We start from the raw sequence: 21,189 nt of genomic DNA, 5'->3' as shown, positions 1-21,189 counted from the left end.
ACAATTATGAGAGAGGTTTATTTCATTAGACAAAATAAAGAAAAATGGTTGGGAATTGAGCAGGTTGTTCAAGGGAAAATTAAAAAAAATCCTGATGACCTGTCATCGTTGTACATCAACCTCGTCAACGATCTTTCTTTTGCACAGACTTATTACCCCAAAAGTAATACAACAGTTTATCTAAACCATCTTTCTTCTCAAATTTTTCAGAAAATTTATAAAACCAAAAGAGTCGAAGAAAATAGACTTATTTATTTCTTTAAAACAGAAGTTCCTTTAATTGTGTATGAAAACAGTAGATATTTAATCTACTCATTTTTGTTCTTTATTTTTTTTATGCTGATTGGCGTTCTTTCGGCAGTTTATGATAAAGATTTTGCAAATCTTATCCTGAGTGAAGGTTATGTGAATATGACTATCGAAAACATCAAAAACGGAAACGCGGTGGGCGTTTATCAGGATGGTTCTACTTGGGGAAGTACAATAGGAATTACTTTCAATAATATTATCGTTGGTGCAAAACTTTACATCTACGGAATTTTTGGTGGACTTGGTACTTTATATCTTTTGATGCGAAACTCTGTCATGGTTGGTACTTTTCAGTATTTTTTCTACGAACACGGAGCTTTAGGCGACAGCGCTAGGGGAATCTGGCTTCACGGTGCGTTTGAGATTTTCAGCATGGTGGTTGAAGGAATGTGCGGTTTAATTCTCGGAACATCTATTCTTTTTCCAAAAACGCTTTCAAGATTTAATTCTTTTAAAAACGGATTCAAAAATTCATTCAAAATATTTTTAAGTACAGTTCCCTTCACAATATGTGCCGGTATTATTGAAGGTTATGTTACAAGACATGCTCTAAATATGCCTTTATTTCTCAATCTTTTGATAATTTTTGGCTGTCTGGGTATTATTGGTTTTTATTATTTTATCTATCCACATATTGTTAACCGCCGAATAAAAAACACTATCAATGATGCAGTTTTATAAAAAAAGAGATTTCGGAGCATTTATCACCGACAGTTTTACCTTTTTCAAATTATACGGTAAAAACTACTTTAAAAACTATATTCTGCTGAATGGGCTCTTGCTTATTCTGATGGTTGCGATATTTATTTTCGGATATCGAGAACTTATTATGCAGATATTCGGCTCAAATATGAGTGGAGAAAGCTATTATTTTGAATCATATTTTGAGGATAATATCGGAATGTTTGTCGTGATAGGACTGATAACTTTCCTGCTCTTTTTACTTATGATGATTGTCAATTACCTTTTCCCTGTGTTTTATCTTAAAAGACTTGCGGAAGGTGAAACAAAGATAAGAACTGATGATATTCTCGGCGATTTTAAGAGAAATGCAGGCAAAATAGGAAAACTTTGTTTGGGAGTGATCTTCATTGTAACACCATTATCGCTCATTTTGATGGGTATTTCTTATGTGATGATAGTAATTGTTGTCGGGATTTTTCTTATAGTATTGGTTTATCCGGCATTATTTAATGTGATTACATTTTTAATGTATGATTATTTTAATAGTAAAAGAGGCTTCTTCGAAAGTTTAAGCTATTCTATACGATCACAGTTTTCTTACACGAATGGAAGAGAAAAATCTCCTTTCTGGAAATATTGGGGTTCTACCGTTGTTATCTCAATTATTCTTTATGTAATTACGACCATTTTTACGGCAATACCAATGATTTTTTTCATGCTTAAAATAACGACGACTGCGCCTGATGCTAATTTCGAACAAAATCCTTTCGCAGGAAGTTTAGGAATAATGATGTTTGTAATGTATGGAATTTCGCTCTTGGTATCATTCTTCTTATCGAATATGCTGTATGTAAATTCGGGATTGATGTATTACGACAGCCGAAGAGATTTTCATCAAAAAATAGAGTTGGAAGAAATTGAAACGATTGGTATCAATGAATAAATTTCTGTTTTTTTTACTGATTTTTCTAAATCTTGTGACTTTCAAGTCTCAGGAATATGAAGATGATGATTATTCTGAAATGTATATTGAAGATTCTGTGGTGACTTCACATTACAAAAATATGTATGTTGCAGATTCTGTTTTAAAAGCCAATCCTCAAACCGAGAACACGGTTTTTCCAAAGAAATTTAGAGAAAATCTGCCGTCCAGATACAAAGGAAATGAGTTTGATTACACCACCTCAAAACCCAGAGAATCTTTTTTTGAAAAGCTTCAGCGTAAGATAGCTCAACTTCTTCGAAGTATTTTTGGTGACACCAGTTTAGAGACCTCTTCGCAGATTACCAGTGTTGTTATCCGTCTTTTTGCAATTCTCGTGGTTGGTTTTCTACTTTATTTCATCATTAAGTTTTTAATCAATACAAAAGGAAGCTTATTTTTTGGTAAAAAGAATAAAAAATTAGAAATCAACGAAGAAGAGCTTCATGAAAACATTCATGAGATCAACTTTCCACAAAGTATTGCAAAATTTGAGAATAATGGAGATTACCGTTCTGCAGTTCGATATCAGTTTTTGTTTATTCTTAAAAAATTAAGTGATAAAAAACTCATTATTTGGAATCCCGAAAAAACAAATAAAGATTATGTAGCCGAACTGAAAGCTGCACATCTTAAAAATGAATTTTACAACCTTTCCTATATTTTCGATTATGTCTGGTATGGAGAATTCAGTATTGATGAGCAAAGCTATGGCAAATTTAAAAATCAGTTTCACGGATTTAAACCTTAATTAAACTTCTTTAAAATGAATAAAACTTTCAAAATATATGCTGTTATTTTCATCATTATCATGGTGATTTTGGCATTGTTTGAAGTGAATAAAAAGGAAGTTACAGACTGGCGAAAAAACTTTGATGTCAATCAGAAATCTCCTTTTGGGCTCTTTGTTTTTAATAAAGAAGCAAAAGATTTATTTAAAAATAATCTGACAAAAATTGACGTTGCACCTTACGATTATTACACCGATAAAAACAAAAAGCCACACAATATTCTCATCTTAGAAAGCGAAATCGATCCTGAATCTTGGAATAAAATTTTAGATGAGGTTTCCAAAGGTTCGGATGCGATGATTATTGCCAACCGACTTCCGAAAAATATTTCAGATACGATTGGGTTTTATGGTTCTAAAATCTCTTATGAAAATGAGAATGTTCTGAAACTGACCGATAAAAAATATCAGAATGATTTTATTAAATTAGATAAATTTCCTTCGGGAAGAGGTTTTTCTTACATTAAACCGAATGTTCAGATTTTAGGAAAAACAGTTGAAGAAAACAATGAAGATCAGGCAAATTTCATCAAAGCAACATTTGGAAAAGGGACAATTTATGTGCATTGCGAACCACTTTTTTTAACGAATTATTATCTTTTACAATCAGGAAATGTAAAATATGCACAAAGTGTTTTTTCATATTTAAGCGACAGAGAAACGTTGTGGTTTGTAGAAAGTAACACCAAAGAATCGAGTTCTTTATTGCGATTTATTCTTTCTAATCCAGCTTTGAAATATGCTTGGTGGGTGTTTTTAGGAGGATTAGTCTTATTTATTTTCTTTAATATAAAACGTAAACAGCGAATCGTTCCAATCATTGAACCGTTAAAAAATACGTCGGCAGATTTTGTAAAAAGTATAGGGAATCTTTACTTACAGGAAGGTGACTTTCATGATATGATGGCGAAAAAGGCTCAGTATTTTTTAAATAAAGTAAGGCTCGATCTTCTAATCGATACCCAAAATCTAGATGAAGAATTTGCTAAAAGACTTCAGCTGAAAACAGGAAAACCTGCAGAAATAGTTAACGAAGCTATTGTTTTAATTAAAAAAGCGCAGGATCCTTATGCAAGTGTAATGAAAGAAGATTTAGCAAGAATAAATAGTCTTTTGGATGAGATTTTAAAATAATTTGAAGAGGAGGATTCCAAATCTTCAAAAACAATAAAAACAAAACAATATGGAAAATTATGATGATCAGAATTTAGAAAATCAAAATTCTATCAATTTAAATAAAGAACAAAAAGATCAGAGCCAATTTGAGTCGAGAATTGATATGATTGAGCTTCGTGAAAACTTAAATAAAGTAAAAACGGAGATTGCAAAAGTAATTGTCGGCCAGGAAGATATGGTCGAACATCTTTTGGCTGCTTTGCTTTCAAATGGTCATGTTTTGATTGAAGGCGTTCCGGGAGTTGCAAAAACAATTACGGCAAAATTACTGGCAAAAACCATTGATGTTGATTTCAGCAGAATACAGTTTACGCCGGATTTGATGCCTTCAGATATTTTAGGAACATCAATTTTCAGCATGAAAAATTCTGAATTTGAGTTTAAAAAAGGACCCATTTTCTCAAGCTTCATTCTGATTGATGAAATCAACCGTTCTCCGGCAAAAACGCAGGCGGCTTTGTTTGAAGTAATGGAGGAGAAGCAGATTACAATTGACGGAACCCGTTACGAAATGGATGAACCTTTTCTTGTTGTTGCGACTCAGAATCCAATAGAACATGAAGGAACATATAGACTTCCGGAAGCTCAGCTTGACCGATTTTTATTCAAAATCAATGTAGGTTATCCTAATCTGGAGCAAGAAGTTGCAATTATCAAAAATCAGCATGACAGCAGACTTGAAGACAAGACTGAAGCGGTAAACAAAGTGATTACAGCACAACAGTTAAATAATTATCAGAAATTAGTAAAAGAGATTATCGTTGAATTTCAACTGATTGAATACATCGCTAAAATTATCATCAATACAAGAGAAAATCAGCTTTTGTATTTAGGAGCTTCTCCAAGAGCGAGTCTTGCATTATTAACGGCTTCAAAAGCTTTTGCAGCTTTAAGAGGCAGAGATTTTGTAACGCCTGAAGATATCAAAGAAGCGAGCTACGCAGTGTTACGACACAGAGTAATTGTTTCTCCTGAAAGAGAAATGGAAGGTTTGACTGCTGATGAAATTATTCGCCAGATTTTAGAAGGAATAGAGATTCCAAGGTAGGTTATAAGTAATAATAATTTCAAAATATTTATAAACATTATGTTTGTTATGCTGAAAGCATCTCTACAAAATTTATTGAGATTCCTCCGGAATGACAAAGATTCAGTTTAATTTTAAATGCTAAACGGCTAAATGAATTATAAAGCTAAGAACCTTCAACAGTCGTAAAAACCTAAAATCTGCAACCTTGAAAAATCTATACATCAATACCCGCTTTTTTTTCGCACTCATCGGTGTAGGAATGCTTTATGTTTTGGCATTTTTCTTTCCGTTTTTTATGATTTTAGGGCATGGACTTTTATTATTGATTTTCCTTACAGTTTTTGTTGATTATTTGCTTGTTTTCAGACAAAAAGATGCTGTTTTAGCACAAAGAATTTTGCCTGAAAAACTGTCGAACGGTGATGAAAATGCAGTGAAAGTTGATATTAAAAATAATTATAGTTTTAAAATCAATGTAAAGGTGATTGATGAAATTCCTTTTCAGTTTCAGAAGCGGGATTTTTTAATTAAAAAAGAAATTCAGTCTGGTAAAAATACGTTGTTTCAATATTTTCTAGAACCGAAAGAACGTGGAGAATACAATTTCGGAGCTTTAAATGTTTATGCTTCGTCGCCTATTGGTTTCGTTTCAAAAAGATTTATATTTCAGAAAGATACTTCGTTGGCTTCTTATCCGTCATTTATTCATTTAAGAAAATTCGAGTTGATGGCGCTTCAGAATGAGTTTTTGTTAGGAGGCATCAAAAAGATCAGAAAACTGGGACATACGATGGAATTTGAGCAAATCAAAGAATATGTTCCCGGAGATGATGTAAGAACGATCAACTGGAAAGCGACTTCTAAAACCAATCGTTTGATGGTCAACCAGTTTCAGGATGAAAAATCGCAACGTATTTTTATGTTGATTGATAAAGGAAGAACGATGAAAATGCCTTTTAACGGCTTAAGTCTTCTTGATTATTCGATCAATGCAACCATGGCGCTTTCTCATATTATTTTGAAAAAAGGTGACCGCGCCGGAATGATGACCTTTTCAAAGAAAACCGAAAATAAAATAGCTGCCGAAAATAAATCAGGTCAATTAAGAAAAATTTCTGAAGCGTTATATAATATTAGAACCGATTTTTTTGAAAGTGATTTCAATAGGCTGTATCAGGATGTGAAATACTCAATTAATCAAAGAAGTTTGGTTTTGCTATTTACCAATTTCGAAACATTGGATGGTCTAAACAGACAGATGAAATATTTGAGAGGTATTGCCAAAAACCATTTATTGGTGGTTGTATTCTTTAAAAATACTGAGATACAGAAACTCATGAATACTCATCCCGAAAGTATGCAGGGGATTTATGATGAAATCATCGCTGAGAAATTTGAATTTGAAAAAAAACTCATCATTCAGGAATTAAGAAAATACGGAATTTACTCAGTCTACACGCTTCCTGAGAATCTGAATGTTGATGTCATTAATAAATATCTTGAGATAAAAGCAAGAGGGATTTTATAATAAGATAATAGCAGATTGTCTATGGATGTATTGGAAAATAGATCTAAATTTTTAATTAAAATGTAATGAATAAAATCTATCTTACAATAATTACTGAAAATCAAAATACTGAAATTAAAGCTAAAAAATTAAGTGAAAAAATTTTCAATTATGAAAAAAATTGTAAGTTAATTTCTATTGAAAAATATCATAAGCTTGAAAATTCATTTAAACTTGAATTTGAAATTTCAATTTATTCAGAAAATATAAATTTGATAAATGAAGTTTTAGCGTATTCAAACAAAATTGTGACGCCTTGGTTGATTTATTATAATGAAAAAGATAAAAGTGTTGAACTAATTTTTAACAAAAGTAAATTTTCAAAATTTAGGAAAAATGAGTTTAACGTAATTAACTGGATGCAAATCCAATGTGAATAAAAACGCTTCTCCACGGCTAAATATATTTTAATATGATTAAAATAATAAATTGAAAGCCTATTGTTGATCGGGTTAATAAATATCTTGAGATAAAAGCAAGAGGAATTTTATAAAAATAAGCAAATGAAAAAATTATTGATTACAGTTTTGTTTTTGTTGATAGCTATTAGCTGCGAAAATAAAAGAGAGAAAGTGCAGAGAGACGGAGAGCCCGATGTGGTACTTGTTGAAACTGAAGATAACGAAATGAATACTGCTATTGAAAGTGCAAAGAAAACTTTTAAATCAGATTTTCATCAGGCGCTTTTGAGCAAAAACCCAAACTTCTCAAATTTCACAATTAAACAAAAGTTTGATACGCCAAGTGGCGGCGGTGAACACATCTGGATTGGCGATATCATTTTTGATAACGGAAAATATTATGGCATTATACAAAATGAACCGATGGAACCCATTGGTGTAAAGCTTGGCGATGAGGTCGTTGTAAATGTTGAAAATCTTTCGGACTGGATGTATTACGATAACAACAAAGTGAAAGGTGCTTACACCGTAAAAGTTTTACGTAAAACAATGAGCGACGAAGAAAAGAAACAAATGGATTCTCAAGGATTGATTTACGAATAATTAGTAAAGCAAGATTTTATAATTTTGCAATAAGCAATAAGCAATAAGCAATAAGCAATAAGCAATAAGCAATAAGCAATAAGCAATAAGCAATAAGCAATAAGCAATAAGCAATAATGAAAATTACACTAAACAGACTCAACGACGATTTTTTATTTGAATGTACCAATGCGCAGGGAAATTCAATTTTGTTAGACAATACATCTCAGCCAGGTGCAAAAGGTGTTTCACCAATGGAAAGTGTTTTGATGGCAGTTGCGGGTTGCAGCGGAATTGATGTTGTTTCTATTCTGAAAAAGCAAAGGCAGGAAATCACAGGTTTCAAAGCTGAAGTGGAAGGAGAAAGAATTCCTGTGGAAGATGCAAAACCATTCAAATCTATTATGGTGAAGTTTTTATTGGAAGGAAATATCGATCCCAAAAAAGCTTTAAAAGCATCAGAATTATCTTTTGAAAAATATTGTTCAGTTTCAAAAACACTTGAACCCAATGTAGAAATCGGGTACGAAGTTTTTGTAAACGGAGAGAAGGTTGAGAAATAGAGTGGAGAGTCTAGGGTTTGAGAGTTTCAGGAAATAAAGAATTTCTACAATTCTCAAACTCTAATACGCTCAAACACTAAAACCCTCCAACCCAATTACGCCAATCTTGGCTTCATCAGTTTCGCTACGGTTGCAGTCCAACCTGTTTGGTGTGAAGCTCCGACTCCGCGACCATTATCTCCGTGGAAATACTCATAAAATGTGATGTAATCTTTGAAGTTCGGGTCATAATTAAATTTATAATTCCCTCCGTTAAAAGCGCGTTGTCCGCTTTCATCTTTCAGGAAAATAGAGCAAAGTCTGCCGCTGATATTTTGGGCAACTTCATCCAAATTTTTCTTTTCGCCACTTCCGGTTGGGAATTCTACTTTTAAGCTGTTTCCGTAATAAAAATGGAAACGTTGTAAACTTTCAACAATCAGGAAATTAATCGGAAACCAAATCGGACCACGCCAGTTACTGTTTCCGCCAAACATTCTGCTGTCACTCTCTGCAGGTGTATAATAAACGACATTTTTGTTGCCGTGAACTGTAAACACAAACGGATTTTCTTCATATACCTTAGACATTGCCCGGATTCCATAAGAGCTCAAAAATTCTTTTTCATCCAGCATTCTTCTCAAAACCTTGGTGAGTCTATTTTTGCGAAGAATACTCATCAGATGTTTTCTCCCGCTTCCTTCTTCGTCCCAGTGAGAAACTAAAGAGGTGAGTTCAGGTTTGTTTTTTAAAACCCAATCCATTCTTTCACGGAAATTAGGCATTTTACTCAGCAGATGATGATCGATAATTTCAACTGCAAACAAAGGAATAAGCCCGACAATACTTCTCAATCTCAAAGAAACACTTTCTCCGTTGGCCAACTGTAAAACATCGTAAAAGAAACCATCTTCTTCGTTCCAAAGCCCTTCTTTGTCTTCACCCATATTTTCCATGGCTTCGGCGATATAAAGGTAATGCTCAAAAAATTTGATGGCCATATCTTCGTACACCTGATAGTATTGAGCCAATTCCATAGCAATCCGCATCATGTTTAGTGCATACATCGCCATCCAGCTTGTACCGTCGGCCTGCTCAAGATGTTCGCCATCTTTAAGTTCCATATTTCGGTCAAAAGCACCAATGTTATCTAATCCTAAAAATCCGCCGCCAAAAATATTTTTACCGTTTTTATCTTTTCTGTTGACCCACCAGGTAAAGTTGAGAAGAAGCTTTTGAAAAACTTTTTCAAGAAATAAGAGATCTGGTTTTCCGTTTGTTTTTTCATCAATTTTAAAAACCCTGAAGCACGACCATGCATGCACAGGCGGATTAACGTCACTCAAATTCCATTCGTAAGCCGGCATTTGCCCGTTGGGATGCATGTACCATTCTTTAGTAAGCAGAAGCAATTGGTTTTTCGCAAACTCGGCATCAATAATGGCAAAAGGAACACAATGGAATGCCAAATCCCAAGTTGCATACCAAGGATACTCCCATTTATCGGGCATTGAGATGATATCTTTATTGTGAAGATGTTCCCATTCTGTGTTTCTTACATAATTTTTAAAATCTCTCGGCGCCTCATAATTGGGGTCGCCATTCAGCCATTTTCCGACATTGTAATGATAGAATTGTTTGTTCCAAAGAAGCCCGGCAAAAGCCTGTCTCTGCACATTTTTTTCATCGTCATTAAATATATCCTGCTGAATTTCATCATAAAATTCATTCGCTTCATTAATTCTTGCATTGAATATATCATCAAACTGATAAAAAGCATCGTCCATATCATAAGGCGATAATCTGAATTCAAAAACTTCAGACTGTCCAGCTTCGATAGTTTCATCAATGATGAAAGCAGCTTTTGTTCCTTTTTTTTCGGGATTTACAGTGTTTTTCTGATGAATAATATAATCGTTGATTCCGTCTTTATAGTAAGTATTTTCTACAAACGGAGTTCCATGAAGTTTTGGATTATTTGTTTCATTATCACAAAAAACCTGTTCTGCATTTTTATTTTTTGAATAAAACTTTTTGATGGGAATACTGTCGTGAACAATGTCGATGCAACCTTCTTTTCCCCCTACTGTCTGACCTTTGTATTCATTGTAACCCCATTTCCAGTTATTTCTAAACCAAGCTGTAGGTAATACAACAATGGGCGCAGCTTTGTCGCTTCTGTTGCAGACCGTGACACGTACCAGAATATCATGCGCATCAGACTTACAGTATTCTATGAAAATATCAAAATATTCATCTTTATCAAAAACTCCTGTATCAAAAAGCTCATATTCAGGTTCCTTTTTGGTGCGTCTGGCGTTTTCGGCTACAATATCATCATAAGGAAATTCGTTGATCGGATATTTGTACACCATTTTCATATAGCTGTGAGTAGGTGTATTATCCAGGTAATAGAAAATTTCTTTAATATCTTCTCCGTGATTTCCCTGCGGATTGCTCAATCCGAAGAGGCGTTCTTTTACTCTTTTATCTTTTTTATTCCAAAATGAAAGAGCAAAACAGAAAATTTGTTTAGGATCTGAAATCCCTGCGATACCTTCTTCACCCCAACGATAAGTGTGGCTTTCTGCAATATCATGGTTGGCAAAATGCCATGCATTTCCATTCGGGCTGTAGTCTTCACGCACATTTCCCCATTGCCTGTTGCTTACATAGGGTCCCCAGTTTTTCCAGTCTTTATCTTGTAATCTTTGCTTTTCGATAGTCATTTTCAGCCATTTTCATGGCTAAGTTAATTTTTTTGATAAATAATTCCAATTTTTTTAATCTGAATAATTATTAACAATCTTCCACAAACCTCGCTGATATTACGTTTTATGATATTTGTTAATTTTTTTTAATTTTTAAAATAAAAAGTTTTATATTTGCACCATTCGTTCATTTACATATTGAAAATGTTATCAAGAAAGGTTGAGGGATAGACCCTGTGAAACCTTAGCAACCCTTTGCGCAAGCAGAGAAGGTGCTACGTTCTACCAAATAATTTATTTTGGACAGATAACTTACTGAAGTTCTTTTCAGCCATTTCTCGTGGCATTTTCAAATTTATTTATAATAATATAAAATTTGAAAACAGAACTGCAACATATTAATTTTTTGTACAAAACCGATTCTCACAAAGAATATCATATCCCGCTAAGCTATCAGCTTTTTGGGAAAGAGCTATTTTCAGCACCCATCATTTTGGTCAATCATGCCTTAACCGGAAACTCGGATGTTGCCGGAGAAAAGGGTTGGTGGAAACAGTTGATCGGTGAAAATCAGGTGATTGATACAATTAAATATACAGTGCTCTGTTTCAATATTCCCGGAAATGGATATGACGATTTTTTTATTGACGAATATTCAGATTTTACACCTTCAGATATTGCAAATGTATTTCTGAAAGGTCTTGGATCTTTACATATTAAAAACATATACGCTCTGATTGGAGGGTCTTTAGGAGGCGGAATTGGCTGGGAAATGCTTTCAAAAAAGCCAGATTTGGCCGAAATTTTTATTCCGATTGCCTGTGATTCTAAAACTCATGATTGGTTGCATGCACAATGTCTTGTTCAGAAATTTTTATTAAATGGAAATGATGAACCGCTACAAAAGGCCAGAATTCATGCGATGTTATGCTACAGAACACCTCAGTCTTTAAACGACAGATTTCAAAACAAATACACTCAGGAAAAACAGGAGCTAGAATCTGAAAACTGGCTTAATTATCACGGGAAATCTCTTGCCGAAAGATTTAGTTTAAAATCTTATCAATTGATGAATCATTTATTGATGAATATTAATGCTGATGAAAATAGGATGGAGAAGATCCAGGCACGAATGCACATGATCTCTGTAGATACAGATTTATTTTTTCCTGCCTCTGAAATTAGGAATGGCTTTGAAAAGCTAAAGGAAAATAAGAAAGATGTTTTCTATCACGAGATCAAATCAGTTCATGGGCACGACGCCTTCTTAATGGAATACAGTCAATTAAATAATATCATAAATAATATTTTGTAGGGAAAAAGGAGTTTAAGGTAATTCCGTCTTATAAAAAAATAAAAAAGGTTACAGATGAAAAGTAATGCAAACGAAATAAAATTTTTAAAGAACAGATCAATCATCAAATTTGAAGGACAAGACTTTTTGGGCGAAATAGGAATCGACGGAAGAGTTTTTAAGGCTCTTACATTCGCCCGTATCAGTGTGGGAATAATTTCTCAGCAGGCAGTAGAAAACGGATTGTCAATTCTCGTACACGAAGATGATTCTGAAAAAGCGGTAAACTGTCTGATTGAAGAGTTTGCTGCAGAAAGAAAATCAGGTAAAGTTTCTCAGATTTACAGCATCAATAATGTTTCTGTTATCGGTTTTGTAGCAGATGATCTAAATAAAATACTTTCTGAACTGGCAAGAAACAATGTTTTTCCATTGCTTTTAAACCAGAATTCAAGCGAAAAACGAATTAATATTGTTGTGACATCTTCTCAGGATGAGAAAACTAAAAATATCATTGAGTCTGAAATTTTCAAAAAACCAAAAACAGTTCACTTGGCAATTATCGGTCACGGAAATGTAGGAAAGACTTTAATAGAGCAGGTTTTACATTCTTCGGAAGAAATTAAAAGAAGAAAAAATATACATCTTAAAGTTGTTGCGGTAGCTAATTCAAGAAAAATAGCTTTCAACAAAAAAGGTTTTGACAACCAATGGAGCGATGAGGTTTTTGCATCTGAAAAAACTTCAAATGTAGAAGAATTAATTAATTTCTCTAAAGAAAACCAGCTTGAAAATCTAATCGTAGTCGATAACACAGCAAGTACAGATTTTGTTAAAAATTATCATGCATTGGCAGAAAATGGGTTTGATTTGGTTTCCTCAAATAAAATTTTCAACACACTTCCTATCGAAGAATACCGTAAACTAAGATATACGTTGAATAAAAACAACAAGCGTTATTTGTATGAAACCAATGTTGGGGCAGGTTTGCCGTTAATCGATACCATAAAGCTTTTACACCTTTCCGGTGAAAATATTACAAGAATCAAAGGTGTTTTTTCCGGAACATTGAGTTATGTTTTCAATAACTTCTCTTTGCGAAATGATAAATTTTCAACAATCGTTAATGAAGCTTTAGAAAAAGGTTTCACAGAGCCAGATCCAAGAGAAGATTTATCAGGAAATGATGTGGCTCGCAAGCTATTGATCTTGGCGAGAGAATTAGATTTAATTAATGAATTTAATGATATCAACATCCAAAATCTGGTTCCGGAAGCTTTGCTTTCTATCTCAAAGCAGGAATTTCTTTCGAGACTTGAAGATTTGGATGAAGAATACGATAAAATTAAGAAAAATCAGGAGCCTGGTCACGTTTTAAGATATGTTGGTGATTTACACGGCGATTTACAGAAAGAGAAAGGCAATCTTGATGTTAAGCTAATTTCTGTTCCTGCAACTTCTGCTTTGGGACAACTGAAAGGCTCAGATTCAATTTTTGAAATCTACACCGAAAGTTATGGTGAAAACCCAATCGTTATCATGGGAGCTGGAGCCGGAGCAAAAGTAACGGCAAGAGGAGTTTTTGGAGATATTTTAAGATTAAGTGAATCGAAATAAACAAGTAGGATGCTGGAAGATGGAAGTTTTTCCGGCGCTGAAGAGTCCCGAAGGGACGATTTAACTCAGGGTAGGATGAAATCCTATCAAAAATAACAAATCAAATTATAACAATATAGTAACAAGTCAATTTAAAAATTTGAAAAAATCATAATTAAATTGATGCATTGCTAAAAAGATAAACAAGTTTATGAGCGATAATAATCAACCAAAAACTAACAACCAGCAACTGTCAACAAATTTCGAGACTCTTGCCATAAGAACCCAAACTGAAAGATCTCAGTTTGACGAGCATTCTACACCGTTGTATCTTACTTCAAGCTTCGTTTTTGAAGATGCAGAAGATATGAGAGCGAGTTTTGCCGAAGAAAAATCTAAAAACCTGTACAGCCGATTTTCAAATCCGAATGTTACAGAATTTACCGATAAAATTGCAAAAATGGAAGGTGCAGAAGCGGGTTACGCTTTCGCTACGGGAATGGCGGCAATTTATTCAACGTTTGCCACTTTGCTTAATGCAGGTGATCATATCGTAAGTTGTCAGTCTGTTTTCGGCTCTACGCACACGTTGTTCACAAAATATTTCCCAAAATGGAATATCGAAACCACATATTTCAAAGCAGAAGATTCTGTAAATGTAGAAAAATACATCAAGCCAAATACAAAAATTCTGTATCTGGAAACGCCAACAAATCCTGCGATAGAAATTTTAGACTTAGAATTTTTTGGTAAGATTGCAAAAAAGCATAATCTGATTTTCATTGTAGACAACTGCTTTGCAACTCCTTATTTGCAACAACCCATAAAATACGGAGCAGATGTCGTTGTGCATTCTGCCACAAAATTAATTGACGGTCAAGGCCGTGTTTTAGGTGGAGTAGCAGTGGGTAGAGAAGATTTGATCCGTGAAATTTATCTTTTTGCAAGAAACACCGGACCTGCAATGTCACCTTTCAATGCTTGGGTTTTATCAAAAAGCTTAGAGACTTTGGCAATCCGTGTGGAGAGACATTGTGAAAACGCCTTAAAAGTAGCTGAGTTTTTAGAAAGTCATCCGAATGTAGAACTGACGAAATATCCATTTCTTCCATCTCATCCAAGTTATGAAGTGGCGAAGAAACAAATGAAATTAGGCGGAAATATTGTAGCATTCGAAATCAAAGGCGGTATCGAAGGTGGGCGAAAATTTTTAGATAAAATAAAAATGTGTTCACTTTCTGCAAACTTAGGCGATACCAGAACGATTGTTACGCATCCCGCTTCTACAACGCATTCTAAATTGACAGATGAAGAAAGAAACGAAGTGGGAATTACCGCAGGTTTGGTTCGCTGTTCGGTAGGTTTGGAGAATGTGGACGATATTATTGCAGATTTAAAACAGGCATTAGATTAAACTAATTTGGGCAGCTTTATCCGCCTGAATTTATCCTGAGCTTGTCGAAGGACCTCGTTCAAGTCGGGCTGCAGAGATTCAGCGTAAAGATTCGGCAAATAAGCCTTGTCAAGGTTCAAAACCTTGACAAGGCTTAAATAAAAAGTTTGAAATAAATAAAGAGTCCCAAATGGACTATTTAATAGAGAATAGGATGCAATCCTATTAAAAAATATGTCATAATAAATAAAATGAAAAATTCAGAACAACTATACAAAGCATTATCCGAAAGAATTTTAATTCTCGACGGAGCGATGGGAACCATGCTTCAACGATATAAATTCGAAGAAGAAGATTACCGTGGCGAGCGTTTTAAAGATTGGGAACATCCTGTAAAAGGAAATAATGACCTTCTTTCTCTTACGCAACCCGAAGCCATTGAAGAAGTTCATAGAAAATACCTTGAAGCCGGAGCCGATATTTTGGAAACCAATACATTTTCCGGAACTACGATTGCGATGGCAGATTACCACATGGAAAAGTTGGTGTACGAACTGAATTACGAATCCGCAAAAATTGCCAGAAAAGTATGTGATGAGTTTACCGCTAAAAATCCTGACAAACCAAGATTTGTTGCCGGTTCGATCGGACCAACCAATAGAACTGCAAGCTTAAGTCCGGATGTGAATGATCCTGGTTATCGTGCAATTACTTTTGAAGAGTTAAGACTAGCTTACAAACAACAATCAGAAGCTTTGTTAGATGGCGGTTCAGATATTCTTTTGGTAGAAACGATCTTTGATACATTGAATGCCAAAGCAGCGTTATTTGCGATCGACGAAATTCAGGAAGAAAGAGGAATTGAAATCCCGATCATGGTTTCGGGAACGATTACCGATGCTTCAGGAAGAACATTGAGCGGACAAACCGCAGAAGCTTTTTTAATCTCAGTTTCGCATCTGAATTTGTTAAGTGTAGGTTTCAACTGCGCTTTAGGAGCAAATCAGCTAACACCGTATTTAGAAACTTTGGCTCACAATTCGGAATTCCATGTATCGGCTTATCCGAATGCAGGTTTACCAAATGCTTTCGGGCAATACGATGAATCTCCAGAGTTTATGGCTGAGCAAATCAGAGAATATGTAGAAAAAGGATTGATCAATATTATCGGCGGATGCTGTGGTACCACACCGGAACACATCAAAGCAATTGCTGATTTAGTTGATAAATATGAGCCCAGAAAAGTGAAGGATTTTGTATGATTTTTGATTTGGAAATTTAGAGCAAGTATGAAAATACTTTTTTTAAATCCAAAACAATAATCCTATGGAAAAGCCAATTTACCTAAAAAATCCAGAAGACGCCAAACTGTTTAATGAATTAAGAAAAAGAGTGAACCAGCGAGTAGAAACACTTCCCAAAAACAGAGATGTTTACATTCAGATCAAAGCGATTATTTTGCCTTTGATCTATTTTGGCTTGTATCTATTTGCGCTTTTCAATGCAGATCAATCATGGGTTTACATTTCAAGTTTTGTTTTGATGGGGATTTCTCTGGTTTTAATTTATTTAAACTTAATTCACGAGGCAGCTCACAACAATATTTTTAAAAACAAAAGACTCAACAGTTTCGTTTTACAGATTTTTGATTTTGTAGGCGCTAATTCTTACATCTGGAAAAAAAGACATATCGCATCGCATCACGCTTACCCGAATGTTGATGGTTGGGATACCGACATCGAACAGAGCGGGCTTTTACTGATCGTTCCATGGATTAAGGCTAAAGGAATACAAAAATATCAGCATTTCTTTTTCTTCCTGGTGTATCCGCTTTATTTATTTAACTGGATGTTTATCAGAGATTTTAGGGATTTTTTTGATAATGAAAGGGTGATTTTAAAAACTCAGGGAAAAATTCCGGTTTCAGAAAAGATTAAAATGATCAGTTTTAAACTGTTTTACTTTTTCTATCAGATTGCCGTGCCGGTTTTGTTTTTTAAAGTTTCTTTAGGTTTGGCTTTGGGCGCTTGGTTTTTACAGGTAATTGCAGCGAGTATTTTTGCGCTTTTTGTTTTGTTGCCTTTACATCCGCTTCCGGATAATGCATTCCCAAAATTGGATAAAAAAAACGGACTTCCGTTCAGTTGGATTCGTCATCAACTGGAAGTAACAAATGATTTAAAAGAAAATAACTGGTTTGTGAGAAATGTTTTGGGAAATTTCAACTTTCACGTTGCCCATCATCTTTTCCCGAATTACAGCTATATGTATTATAACGAAATTACAGAGGAAATTGAACAGTTTGCCAAAGAAAATAATCTGGGCTACAAACGATTTCCGATTGTTACCGCTTTGGGCAAACATGTCGATTTGCTGAAGCAAAATGCGAATAACGCATATTTTATTTTAGAAGAATAATTAAATGAAATATTTAAGATTATCAGGGCTCGAACCTCTGATTATTACTCCGGAAAGCAATTTCATCAACGTTGGTGAAAGAACTAATGTTGCCGGATCTAAAAAGTTTTTAAGATTAATTAAAGAAGAAAAATTCTCTGAAGCTTTAGATATCGCAAGAGATCAGGTTGACGGCGGAGCTCAGATTCTTGATGTCAATTTTGACGATGGCTTGATCGACGGAAAAGCTTCCATGATCAAATTCCTGAACTTAATTGGTTCAGAACCGGATATTTCCAAAATTCCAATTATGGTAGATTCTTCCAAATGGGAGATTTTGGAAGCTGGTTTACAAGTTGTGCAGGGGAAATGTGTGGTGAATTCCATCAGTTTAAAAGAAGGAAAAGAAGAGTTTGTAAAACACGCCAAAGCGATCAAAAGATATGGCGCTGCAGTGATTGTAATGGCTTTTGATGAAGTAGGGCAAGCCGATAATTACGAAAGAAGACTCGAAATCACTAAAAGATCTTATGATATTTTGGTTGATGAGGTTAAATTTCCTGCAGAGGATATTATTTTCGATTTAAATATATTTCCCGTAGCAACCGGAATGGACGAACATCGCAGAAACGCAATCGATTTCATTGAAGCTACGCGTTGGGTAAGACAAAATCTTCCGTATGCCTCGGTAAGTGGAGGAGTTTCTAATGTTTCGTTTTCTTTTCGTGGAAATGATACGGTGCGAGAAGCAATGCACTCGGTTTTTCTTTACCACGCCATACAGGCCGGAATGAATATAGGAATTGTAAATCCGGCAATGCTTGAGGTTTACGATCAAATTAATAAAGAACTTCTGGAACTTGTAGAAGATGTAATTCTAGACAAAAGAGAAGACGCTACAGAGCGGCTTTTAGATTATTCTGAACGCAATAAATCGGTTAAAAAAGAAAAAGTAGAAGAACTCGAATGGCGTACTTATCCTTTACAAGAGCGAATTACACACTCTTTGGTGAAAGGAATCGACCGTTTTATAGAAGAAGATGTAGAAGAAGCAAGACTTCAGTCTGCCAGACCGCTTCACGTTATTGAAATCAATCTGATGACGGGAATGGGTGTTGTTGGTGATCTTTTCGGAAGCGGAAAAATGTTTCTTCCACAAGTTGTAAAATCTGCTCGTGTAATGAAAAAGGCAGTAGCTTATTTGCAACCATTCATAGAAGCTGAAAAAGATGTCGCTCAGAAACCCAACGGAAAAATCTTAATGGCAACCGTAAAAGGCGATGTTCACGATATCGGAAAGAATATTGTAAGCGTTGTTTTAGGTTGTAACAATTACGATATTGTCGACTTGGGTGTAATGGTTCCTGCCGAGAAAATTATTCAGGCAGCGATCGATCATCAGGTTGATGTAATTGGTTTGAGTGGATTGATCACGCCAAGTCTGGATGAAATGGTGTATATCGCATCAGAACTGGAAAGACAAAACTTAAATTTCCCTTTATTAATCGGTGGTGCAACAACTTCTAAAGCGCATACTGCCGTTAAGATAGATTTAAAATATAAAAATGCAGTCGTTCATGTAAATGATGCTTCCCGTGCTGTAAATGTGGTAAGTTCTCTTTTAGGAGATCGAAATAAAGAATATGTGAGCGATCTTAAAAATGACTATTCAGATTTCAGAGAAAAATTTCTGAACAGGCAGGTCGATAAAAACTATGTTTCTCTGGAAGATGCACGAAAAGATAAATTTAAAATTGATTGGGAAAACGAAGAAATTTTCATTCCAAACAATTTGGGAATTCACGTTTTTGAAAATCAGGATTTGGAAGAATTGGTTCCTTTTATAGACTGGTCGCCGTTTTTCAGAAGCTGGGATCTTCACGGAAAATATCCGAATATTTTTGATGATGAAGTCGTAGGCGAACAGGCAAAAGAATTGTTCAAAGATGGACAGAAAATTTTAAAGAAAATTGTTGATGAAAAATTGTTGGTTGCCAAAGCAATCTTTGGAATTTTTAAAGCCAATTCAAACGAAACTGATGACATTTTAATTTACGATGAAAATGATCAGGAAAAAGCTAAGTTTTTAACATTGAGACAACAGGTTCAGAAATCAAAAGGGAAAGATTATATCGCATTAAGTGATTTTATAGCACCTAAAAGCTCAGGAAAGCCCGATTATATGGGAGCTTTCTGCGTGTGTACAGGTTTTGGAACCGATGAATTATCTGATCAATATGAAAAAGATAACGACGACTACAATGCGATCATGGTAAAAGCCATCGCGGACCGTTTTGCCGAAGCTTATGCTGAGTTTTTGCATAAAAAAGTGCGTACAGAATATTGGGGATATGCCAATCAGGAAAATTTGAGCAACGAAGATTTGATTGCCGAAAAATACAAAGGAATTCGTCCTGCACCGGGCTATCCCGCATGTCCTGATCATTTGGAAAAACATGCCATTTGGGATTTGTTAAAGGTGGAAGAAAACATCGGTGTTTATCTTACTGAAAGTTTAGCCATGTTCCCAACAGCAGCAGTTTCCGGATATTATTTTGGTAGTCCGCATGCCAAATATTTTGGCTTAGGAAAAATTTCAGAAGATCAATTGAAAGAATATTCTGTAAGAAAAGGAATTTCTTTGCAGGAAGCGAGAAAATGGCTTTCTCCAAATTTAGCGGACGGGATTTAATTTTTAGTGGCTTTGTTGTTACCGAAACTTGAATACCCTTTAAAAATTAAAACTTACTATTATTAAATGAAAATCACAGACCACATAAAAAACGCCAACGGAAAAGCCTTATTTTCTTTAGAAGTTGTTCCGCCCCAGAAAGGAATTGGGATTGAAGATTTATATAAAAATATTGATCCTCTGATGGAATTTAAACCGCCTTTTATTGATGTAACGACTTCGCGTGAAGAATACATTTACATCGACAAAGGAAATGGCTTAATGGAGCGTAGAATTACCAGAATGCGTCCCGGAACTTTAGGAATCTGTGCGGCAATTCAGCATAAATATAATGTAGATACCGTTCCTCACTTGCTTTGTGGTGGTTTTACAAAAGAAGAAACAGAATATCTTTTGGTAGACTGTATGTACCTTGGGATCGATAATATTATGGCACTTCGTGGTGATGCGATGAAAGGTCATCAATATTTTGAACCCACTTTAGGAGGTCATGCAAGTGCAATGGATTTAGTTAATCAGATTAATAATTTAGGACGCGGGAAATATCTTCATAATGATGAGCAGATTTGTGACGAACACAACAAATTTTGCATCGGAGTTGCCGGTTATCCAGAAAAACACATGGAAGCTCCGTCAATGAATTATGATTTGAAATGGCTGAAACAAAAAGTAGATGCAGGTGCAGATTACATCGTTACACAAATGTTTTTTGACAATAAAAAGTTTATCGAATTTGTTACTAAAGCCAGAGAGATGGGCATCACTGTTCCGATTATTCCAGGGATAAAACCTATTGCGACCAAAAATCATCTGAAGCTTTTACCACAGGTTTTCAAAATAGATTTACCTGAAGATTTAATCAATGCTGTTGAAAGTGCAAAAAATAACGAAGCCGTAAAGCAAATAGGAATCGAATGGGCAATCAGCCAATGCAAAGAACTGCTTGATTTTGGCGTTCCCGTTTTACATTTTTACTCGATGGGAAAAAGTGATAATATTAAAAAAGTGGCTGGCGAGCTGTTTTAATAAAAGAGGCTGTTCAA

17 protein-coding genes and 1 riboswitch are annotated in these 21,189 nt (G+C 34.7%); of the genes, 16 read left to right on the top strand and 1 reads right to left on the bottom strand.

The genetic code is table 11. The features are described 5' to 3' along the window. Positions 1-6 precede the first annotated feature (6 nt). From OH814_RS08485 to OH814_RS08445, 9 genes are all read left to right on the top strand, one after another. On the top strand, positions 7-990 hold the full coding sequence (locus OH814_RS08485) for a stage II sporulation protein M (protein WP_308827884.1): 984 nt from the start codon (positions 7-9) through the stop codon (positions 988-990). Then, positions 974-1,936, top strand: coding sequence for a DUF4013 domain-containing protein (locus OH814_RS08480; protein WP_308827883.1), 963 nt, complete (start codon positions 974-976; stop codon positions 1,934-1,936). The genes OH814_RS08485 and OH814_RS08480 overlap by 17 nt, the downstream gene beginning before the upstream one ends. Continuing rightward, the gene (locus OH814_RS08475) at positions 1,929-2,726 is read left to right on the top strand and encodes a DUF4129 domain-containing protein (RefSeq protein WP_308827882.1); all 798 of its coding nucleotides are present in this window, start codon (positions 1,929-1,931) and stop codon (positions 2,724-2,726) included. Before OH814_RS08480 ends, OH814_RS08475 begins: the two co-directional genes overlap by 8 nt. Before the next feature lie 15 nt (positions 2,727-2,741). Beyond that, complete coding sequence (locus OH814_RS08470) at positions 2,742-3,899, top strand: DUF4350 domain-containing protein (protein ID WP_308827881.1); 1,158 nt, start codon at positions 2,742-2,744, stop codon at positions 3,897-3,899. A gap of 49 nt (positions 3,900-3,948) precedes the next feature. Next, a complete protein-coding gene (locus tag OH814_RS08465) occupies positions 3,949-4,989 on the top strand; it encodes a MoxR family ATPase (RefSeq protein ID WP_308827880.1) in 1,041 nt (346 codons plus the stop codon). A 187-nt stretch (positions 4,990-5,176) separates the two neighbouring features. Continuing rightward, positions 5,177-6,499 (top strand): DUF58 domain-containing protein, encoded by a 1,323-nt coding sequence (locus OH814_RS08460; RefSeq protein ID WP_308827879.1) that lies wholly within the window; start codon positions 5,177-5,179, stop codon positions 6,497-6,499. Positions 6,500-6,564: 65 nt separating this feature from the next. Continuing rightward, positions 6,565-6,918 (top strand): hypothetical protein, encoded by a 354-nt coding sequence (locus OH814_RS08455; protein WP_308827878.1) that lies wholly within the window; start codon positions 6,565-6,567, stop codon positions 6,916-6,918. 123 nt (positions 6,919-7,041) lie between these two features. Then, positions 7,042-7,542, top strand: a complete 501-nt coding sequence (locus tag OH814_RS08450; RefSeq protein WP_308827877.1) for a DUF2314 domain-containing protein — start codon at positions 7,042-7,044, stop codon at positions 7,540-7,542. 116 nt (positions 7,543-7,658) lie between these two features. Beyond that, positions 7,659-8,084, top strand: a complete 426-nt coding sequence (locus tag OH814_RS08445) for an OsmC family protein (RefSeq protein WP_115620419.1) — start codon at positions 7,659-7,661, stop codon at positions 8,082-8,084. Between the two features lie 95 nt (positions 8,085-8,179). On the opposite strand, the gene OH814_RS08440 is transcribed toward OH814_RS08445, so the two are convergent. Beyond that, a complete protein-coding gene (locus tag OH814_RS08440; protein WP_308827876.1) occupies positions 8,180-10,792 on the bottom strand; it encodes a glucosidase in 2,613 nt (870 codons plus the stop codon). Between the two features lie 186 nt (positions 10,793-10,978). Then, a riboswitch (SAM riboswitch) is annotated at positions 10,979-11,088 on the top strand. 62 nt (positions 11,089-11,150) lie between these two features. Here OH814_RS08440 and OH814_RS20645 point away from each other — a divergent pair. From OH814_RS20645 to metF, 7 genes are all read left to right on the top strand, one after another. Next, positions 11,151-12,089, top strand: a complete 939-nt coding sequence (locus OH814_RS20645) for an alpha/beta fold hydrolase (protein WP_374990564.1) — start codon at positions 11,151-11,153, stop codon at positions 12,087-12,089. A gap of 54 nt (positions 12,090-12,143) precedes the next feature. Continuing rightward, on the top strand, positions 12,144-13,685 hold the full coding sequence (locus OH814_RS20640; protein WP_374990563.1) for a homoserine dehydrogenase: 1,542 nt from the start codon (positions 12,144-12,146) through the stop codon (positions 13,683-13,685). A gap of 190 nt (positions 13,686-13,875) precedes the next feature. Further along, on the top strand, positions 13,876-15,078 hold the full coding sequence (locus OH814_RS08430; protein WP_308827875.1) for an O-succinylhomoserine sulfhydrylase: 1,203 nt from the start codon (positions 13,876-13,878) through the stop codon (positions 15,076-15,078). A gap of 230 nt (positions 15,079-15,308) precedes the next feature. After that, positions 15,309-16,319 carry a homocysteine S-methyltransferase family protein gene (locus OH814_RS08425; RefSeq protein ID WP_308827874.1) on the top strand — a complete coding sequence of 337 codons (1,011 nt, stop codon included), beginning with the start codon at positions 15,309-15,311 and terminating at the stop codon, positions 16,317-16,319. A 64-nt stretch (positions 16,320-16,383) separates the two neighbouring features. Next, positions 16,384-17,475: a fatty acid desaturase gene (locus OH814_RS08420; RefSeq protein WP_308827873.1), complete on the top strand. Its 1,092-nt coding sequence runs from the start codon at positions 16,384-16,386 to the stop codon at positions 17,473-17,475. Between the two features lie 4 nt (positions 17,476-17,479). Next, the gene (gene metH / locus OH814_RS08415; RefSeq protein ID WP_308827872.1) at positions 17,480-20,146 is read left to right on the top strand and encodes a methionine synthase; all 2,667 of its coding nucleotides are present in this window, start codon (positions 17,480-17,482) and stop codon (positions 20,144-20,146) included. Positions 20,147-20,212: 66 nt separating this feature from the next. Continuing rightward, the gene (metF, locus tag OH814_RS08410) at positions 20,213-21,172 is read left to right on the top strand and encodes a methylenetetrahydrofolate reductase [NAD(P)H] (protein WP_076557556.1); all 960 of its coding nucleotides are present in this window, start codon (positions 20,213-20,215) and stop codon (positions 21,170-21,172) included. Positions 21,173-21,189 lie beyond the last annotated feature (17 nt).

It is taken from the genome of Chryseobacterium sp. CFS15, from assembly GCF_031118795.1.
Taxonomy (GTDB): domain Bacteria; phylum Bacteroidota; class Bacteroidia; order Flavobacteriales; family Weeksellaceae; genus Chryseobacterium; species Chryseobacterium indoltheticum.
The sequence above is the reverse complement of the archived record's forward strand: the minus strand, read 5'-3'. Positions and strand labels throughout refer to the sequence as shown.

Coding starts and splice junctions, on each gene's coding strand:
- OH814_RS08485 (WP_308827884.1), top strand. CDS start 7: ATGAGAGAGGTTTATTTCATTAGACAAAATAAAGAAAAATGGTTGGGA.
- OH814_RS08480 (WP_308827883.1), top strand. CDS start 974: ATGATGCAGTTTTATAAAAAAAGAGATTTCGGAGCATTTATCACCGAC.
- OH814_RS08475 (WP_308827882.1), top strand. CDS start 1,929: ATGAATAAATTTCTGTTTTTTTTACTGATTTTTCTAAATCTTGTGACT.
- OH814_RS08470 (WP_308827881.1), top strand. CDS start 2,742: ATGAATAAAACTTTCAAAATATATGCTGTTATTTTCATCATTATCATG.
- OH814_RS08465 (WP_308827880.1), top strand. CDS start 3,949: ATGGAAAATTATGATGATCAGAATTTAGAAAATCAAAATTCTATCAAT.
- OH814_RS08455 (WP_308827878.1), top strand. CDS start 6,565: ATGAATAAAATCTATCTTACAATAATTACTGAAAATCAAAATACTGAA.
- OH814_RS08450 (WP_308827877.1), top strand. CDS start 7,042: ATGAAAAAATTATTGATTACAGTTTTGTTTTTGTTGATAGCTATTAGC.
- OH814_RS08445 (WP_115620419.1), top strand. CDS start 7,659: ATGAAAATTACACTAAACAGACTCAACGACGATTTTTTATTTGAATGT.
- OH814_RS08440 (WP_308827876.1), bottom strand. CDS start 10,792: ATGACTATCGAAAAGCAAAGATTACAAGATAAAGACTGGAAAAACTGG.
- OH814_RS20640 (WP_374990563.1), top strand. CDS start 12,144: ATGAAAAGTAATGCAAACGAAATAAAATTTTTAAAGAACAGATCAATC.
- OH814_RS08430 (WP_308827875.1), top strand. CDS start 13,876: ATGAGCGATAATAATCAACCAAAAACTAACAACCAGCAACTGTCAACA.
- OH814_RS08425 (WP_308827874.1), top strand. CDS start 15,309: ATGAAAAATTCAGAACAACTATACAAAGCATTATCCGAAAGAATTTTA.
- OH814_RS08420 (WP_308827873.1), top strand. CDS start 16,384: ATGGAAAAGCCAATTTACCTAAAAAATCCAGAAGACGCCAAACTGTTT.
- metH (WP_308827872.1), top strand. CDS start 17,480: ATGAAATATTTAAGATTATCAGGGCTCGAACCTCTGATTATTACTCCG.
- metF (WP_076557556.1), top strand. CDS start 20,213: ATGAAAATCACAGACCACATAAAAAACGCCAACGGAAAAGCCTTATTT.